We start from the raw sequence: 4,898 nt of genomic DNA on the forward strand, positions 1-4,898 counted from the left end.
TGCCCAGCCCCCCGCGGAGCCGGACCCGCTCCCGGAGCCGGAGGGTGTCCCTTCGCCAGAGGCGGTCGTCGAGTCCGCACCGTGGGCCCGGCCAGACGAGGGCGCGACCGCGTCCGATACCGCTCCGCCCGACCCCGTTACGCCCATGGCCGAACAGGAGCGGGAGGACGCCACCCATGTCTCCCCGCCTGCGCCCGACCCCGTTGGCGCCGACCCGGCTCCCACCGCCGCCGGACCCGAGGCGGAGGACCTGCAGGCGATGGCGGTAGAATTCGTACCTATGACGGAGCCGCCCCCGCAGCCCGACGAACCGCTCGTGGTGGCGGAAGGCGATGTCCCAGAGGAACCCGCCCCGGCTTCACCTCCCGAGGCGCCCGAAGGGGAGCCGACGGAGGACGCCGAAGCCGCGGGTGGATGGCTCCCCGAGGTGGTCGAGCCGGCCTCGACCCCCCACCCCGAGCCTCAGGACGAGGAGCGTCCGGGGTCCTGACGCTCGTGGAGGACGGCGGCCAGGACGCCGTTGACGAATCGTCCCGCCTCCTCCCCCGAGAAGTGCTTCGCGAGCTCCACCGCCTCGTCGAGCACGACCGCCGGGGGCACCCCGCCCCCCATCAGCTCGGCCACCCCTATCCGGAGCACGTTGCGGTCGACCGGGGACATCCTCTCGGGAGGCCACCCGATGGCCTTCGCCGCGAGCAGCGCGTCGATCTCGGACCGGCTCCGGTCGACGGCCCGGACGAGCTTCGCCGTGTACTCCCCCACCGGGTCCTCGCTCTGACGCTCGTCGAGGACGACCGCGCCGTCCACCCCCCGGACATCCGCCGCGTACAGCAACTCCACCGCGGCCAGGCGCTGCGCGTGCCGGGTCACCGGCTACTGCTGGACCCTGGTGACGTAGTCGCCGGTCCTCGTGTCGACTCGGACGACGTCTCCCGTGTCCACGAAGAGGGGGACCTGGATCGTGGCTCCCGTCTCGACGGTGGCCGGCTTCGTACCGGCCGACGAACGGTCGCCCTTCAGCCCCGGGTCGGTGTGTGAGATCAGGAGGTCGACGGCGGTCGGCATGTCCACCCCGACGGGGCTCCCGCCGTGCAGCGCGACCGTGACGTTCGTCCCCTCCTTGAGGAAGCGGAGCGCGTCCTGGCCGATCTGGTCCGCGGTGAGCGACGTCTGCTCGTAGGACTCGTTGTCCATGAACACGTAGTGGTCGCCCTCGGGGTACAGGTAGGACATCTCGCGCCGGTCGACGATGGCGAGCCCGACCTTCGTGTCCGAGTTGAAGGTGCGGTCCAGGACGGCGTCGTCGGTCAGCCGCCGCAGCTTGGTGCGGACGACCGCGTTGCCCTTTCCGGGCTTGTGGTGGGCGAACTCGATGACCTGGAAGAGGCCCTCCGGCAGGTTCAGGACCATGCCGCGCTTGAGGTTGTTGACGTTCACGTTGTCGGCCATAGCGCGTACGAGACTACACGGGTTGCCGCGGCAGCGAGGTCAGGTTCTCGTACCCGTCCGAGGTCACCAAGACGAGGTCCTCCACGCGGACGCCGCCCAGCCCGGGCAGGTAGGCGCCCGGCTCGACCGTGAGCACCATCCCCTCCTCGAGGACGGTCTGGGAGCCGCCGGCCAGGCGGGGCTGCTCGTGGATATCGAGCCCGAGGCTGTGGCCGGTGGAGTGGACGAAGGCCTCTCCGTACCCGGCCCGGGACAGGACCTCGCGGGCCTCCCGGTCCACGTCCGCGGCGAGCACCCCGGGTCGGAGGACCGCGAGCGCCGCCTCGAGCGCCTCGACGACGGCTGCGTGGACATCACGCATCGGGTCGGGAGCCCGGTTCGTCCAGGTGCGGGTCATGTCCGAGCAGTAGCCCTGCACGCGTGCGCCCATGTCCACGAGCAGGACGGCGTCCGGGTCGATCCGCTCGCGTGACGGACGGGCGTGGGGCAGGGCCGAGCGGGGTCCGGAGGCCACGATCACCTCGAACGAGACCGCGTCCGCGCCCGAGGTCCGGACCGCCCACTCGAGCTCCAGGGCGAGGTCCAGCTCGGTGCCGCCCTGCCAGCGCTGCATCACGCCGGTGAGCGCGGACTCGGCGATCACCTGGGCTCGGCGGATGAGCTCGACCTCCTCCGGCTCCTTGAGCATCCGGACCCGCTCCACCGAGCGCGTGGTCTCGACGAGCCGGACCCCGGGGAGCCCGTCGGTCAGCGTCCGCAGCGCCTGAACGGTCACGTGCGACGCCTCGAGGCCGAGCTCGCCGATCCCGGACGCCGAGAGGATCTCGCCCAGACGCGGGACGAACGACGTGTTCTGTTCGTAGAGGACGCGCTCGCAGTCCGGGACCTGCTCGGACGACTGGGTCGCGTACCGTCCGTCGGTGAAGAAGAAGGAGGGGTCGTCCAGGAGCAGCTGTCCGTTCGATCCGGTGAACCCGGTCAGGTAGCGGACGTTGGTCGGTTCGGTGACGAGGACGGGGTGGCCCACGGCCGCGAGGACCCGCTCTCGCCGCTCTCGATGCCTCACCGGCCGCTCGCCAGTCCGATGAGGGCGCGCAGCGCGGCGGTGTAGGAGTGCGGACCGAACCCCCCGACGACGCCGACGCAGACCGGTGAGATCAGGGACCGCTGCCGGAAGTCCTCTCGGGCGTACACGTTCGAGAGGTGGACCTCGACGACCGGGTAGCCGACGGCGGAGATGGCGTCCCGGAGCGCGACGGAGGTGTGGGTGTACCCGCCCGGGTTGATCAGGGCACCGGCGACGCGGCCGTCCGCCTCCTGCAGCCGGTCGATCAAGGCGCCCTCGTGGTTCGACTGGAACGTCTCGACCTCGTGGCCTTCGGCGGCGGCCATCGTGCGCAGCCGCTCGTCGATCTGGTCGAGCGTGTCGGCGCCGTACACCTCGGGCTCCCGGGAGCCGAGGAGGTTGAGGTTCGGTCCGTGTACGACGAGGATCCGCATCAGGCGGCCGTCCTGGCCAGCGCCTCGATCAGGGCCGTCCGTGGGATGTCACCCAACAGGACCGGGCGGCCGGGCGCCTCGAGGAGCACCATGCGCAGCCCCTTCTCGTACTTCTTGTCGAGCTCGATGTAGCGCCTGACGTCGTCCCAGGACACGGGGGGGACCGAGGTCGGGAGCCCGACCGCGGACAGCATCCTCACGTGCTCCTCCACGAGCTCCTTCGACGCCAGGCCGAGGACGACCGAGAGCCAGGAGGCGAAGACCATCCCGATGGAGATCGCCTCCCCGTGGTGCAGCGTCCCCCGGGGGCCGGTGAGTCGTCCGGACAGGCTCAGCGCCTCGAGCGCGTGGCCGAGCGTGTGCCCGTAGTTAAGGACCGCTCGCTGCCCTCGCTCCCTCTCATCGGAGGACACGATCCGCGCCTTGATCTCGGCGCTCCTCAGCACGATCGGCTCCAGGACGTCGTCACGCGCGAAGACCGCCTTGAGGTCTCCGAGCACGAGCTCGCCCAGCGTGGGGTCGGAGATCAACGCGTACTTGATCACCTCCGCCAGACCACCGCGTAGCTCCCTCTCGGGCAGGGTCCGCAGGACGTCGAGATCGCAGAGGACGGCGAGCGGCTGGTGGAAGGTCCCGATCAGGTTCTTGCCCTCGGGCAGGTTGCAGCCGGTCTTACCGCCTATCGCCGCGTCCACCATCGCGAGGAGCGTCGTAGGCACCTGAACGAACGGGATACCCCGCGCGTAGGTGGAGGCCACGAAACCCGTCATGTCACCGACGACCCCGCCCCCCAGGGCGATGAGCAGATCGCCGCGGTGCAGCTGCGCGGCGGCCATCCGCCGGTACAGGCGCGCCGCCGTCTCCAGCGTCTTGCGGTCCTCCCCCTCCGGGAACGTGAAACGGGCGAGCTTCAGCTTCGACCCCGACAGCCCCTCGGCCAGGGCATCCCCCCACAGCCGGTTCACCCTCGGGTGGGAGACGACGAAGGCCTTCTCGGCCGAGGCGCGCAGCGACAGGGTCGCCGACGCCCTCCTCAAGAGGTCGCGCCCGACGTGGACCCGGTATGACGGCTCGACCTGGACCTCGACGGAGGCGACCTTCGTCGCGCGGCGACCGGCGTCCAGCCGCCTCATCACCTCCCGGGTGACCGCCTCCACGTCCAGGGCCTCGCATTCGACGATGACGTCGGCGAGCGACTCGTAGGTCGGGAGCCGGTCGGACAGCAGCTGCTTGATCCTCTTCTTCTTGCGGGCCTGTTCGCTGCGCTTCTCGTCCGGGTCGCTCGCGGCGGCGCGCTCGGGGGGATCGAGGAGGGGGCGTCCGCCGCTGTCGCTCAGCCGGCGGATCAGCTCGTCCGGCTCCACCTGTAGGTAGACCAGGACCCCCGACCTCTTCAGGGCCTTCACGTTCTCCCCGTCGAGGACCGCACCGCCTCCCGTGGCGATCACCGCCCCCTTCGTACGCGCAGCCCGGTCGACGGCGCGCCGCTCGCGTCGGCGGAAGCCCGCCTCCCCCTCCGCGGCGAAGATGTCCGCGATCGTGAGCCCCTCCTGCTCGATCAAGACGTCCGTGTCGATGAACTCCCGTCCCAGCCGCGCGGCCAGGCGTCGTCCGACCTCCGTCTTCCCCGACCCCATGAACCCGATGAGGACGACGTTGCCCGCCGGACCGGCCTTCCGCGGCATCAGGCCTTCCCGAGCATGTCGAGCCACCTGCGGTGGGCGGCGACGAACTCCTCGACGGAGTCGCCCCCGAACTTCTCCAGCGCCGCGTCGGCCAGGACGAGAGCCAGGACGCCCTCACCCACCACGCACGCGCGCGGGACGGCGCAGACGTCGGACCGCTCGACCAAGGCGAGGGCTTCCTCCTTCGTCTCGACGTCGACGGTGGCCAGCGCCCTGCGCAGCGTGGCGAGCGGCTTCATCGCCACGCTGCGCAGGGCGCTGGCC

Annotated in this window: 7 protein-coding genes; 1 reads left to right on the forward strand and 6 read right to left on the reverse strand. The window is 71.2% G+C overall.

Annotated elements, in window-relative coordinates; all coding sequences use genetic code 11:
* Positions 1-490: hypothetical protein (locus tag VM840_05610; GenBank protein HVL81053.1), on the forward strand; the 490-nt coding region annotated here is incomplete at its 5' end.
* Here the strand turns inward: VM840_05610 and nusB are convergent.
* The 6 genes from nusB to VM840_05640 all read right to left on the reverse strand — a co-directional run.
* The gene (nusB, locus tag VM840_05615) at positions 463-870 is read right to left on the reverse strand and encodes a transcription antitermination factor NusB (GenBank protein HVL81054.1); all 408 of its coding nucleotides are present in this window, start codon (positions 868-870) and stop codon (positions 463-465) included. The genes VM840_05610 and nusB overlap by 28 nt on opposite strands.
* A 3-nt stretch (positions 871-873) precedes the next feature.
* On the reverse strand, positions 874-1,449 hold the full coding sequence (efp, locus tag VM840_05620; GenBank protein HVL81055.1) for an elongation factor P: 576 nt from the start codon (positions 1,447-1,449) through the stop codon (positions 874-876).
* A 13-nt stretch (positions 1,450-1,462) separates the two neighbouring features.
* Positions 1,463-2,515, reverse strand: coding sequence for a Xaa-Pro peptidase family protein (locus tag VM840_05625; GenBank protein ID HVL81056.1), 1,053 nt, complete (start codon positions 2,513-2,515; stop codon positions 1,463-1,465).
* Positions 2,512-2,949 carry a type II 3-dehydroquinate dehydratase gene (gene aroQ, locus VM840_05630; protein HVL81057.1) on the reverse strand — a complete coding sequence of 146 codons (438 nt, stop codon included), beginning with the start codon at positions 2,947-2,949 and terminating at the stop codon, positions 2,512-2,514. Before aroQ ends, VM840_05625 begins: the two co-directional genes overlap by 4 nt.
* Positions 2,949-4,634, reverse strand: coding sequence for a 3-dehydroquinate synthase (aroB, locus tag VM840_05635; protein HVL81058.1), 1,686 nt, complete (start codon positions 4,632-4,634; stop codon positions 2,949-2,951). The genes aroQ and aroB overlap by 1 nt, the downstream gene beginning before the upstream one ends.
* Positions 4,634-4,898: chorismate synthase (locus VM840_05640; protein HVL81059.1), on the reverse strand; the 265-nt coding region annotated here is incomplete at its 5' end. The genes aroB and VM840_05640, both read right to left, overlap by 1 nt.

Source organism: Actinomycetota bacterium, assembly GCA_035540895.1.
In the GTDB taxonomy this organism is placed as follows: domain Bacteria; phylum Actinomycetota; class JAICYB01; order JAICYB01; family JAICYB01; genus DATLFR01.

Coding starts and splice junctions, on each gene's coding strand:
- efp (HVL81055.1), bottom strand. CDS start 1,449: ATGGCCGACAACGTGAACGTCAACAACCTCAAGCGCGGCATGGTCCTG.
- aroQ (HVL81057.1), bottom strand. CDS start 2,949: ATGCGGATCCTCGTCGTACACGGACCGAACCTCAACCTCCTCGGCTCC.
- aroB (HVL81058.1), bottom strand. CDS start 4,634: ATGCCGCGGAAGGCCGGTCCGGCGGGCAACGTCGTCCTCATCGGGTTC.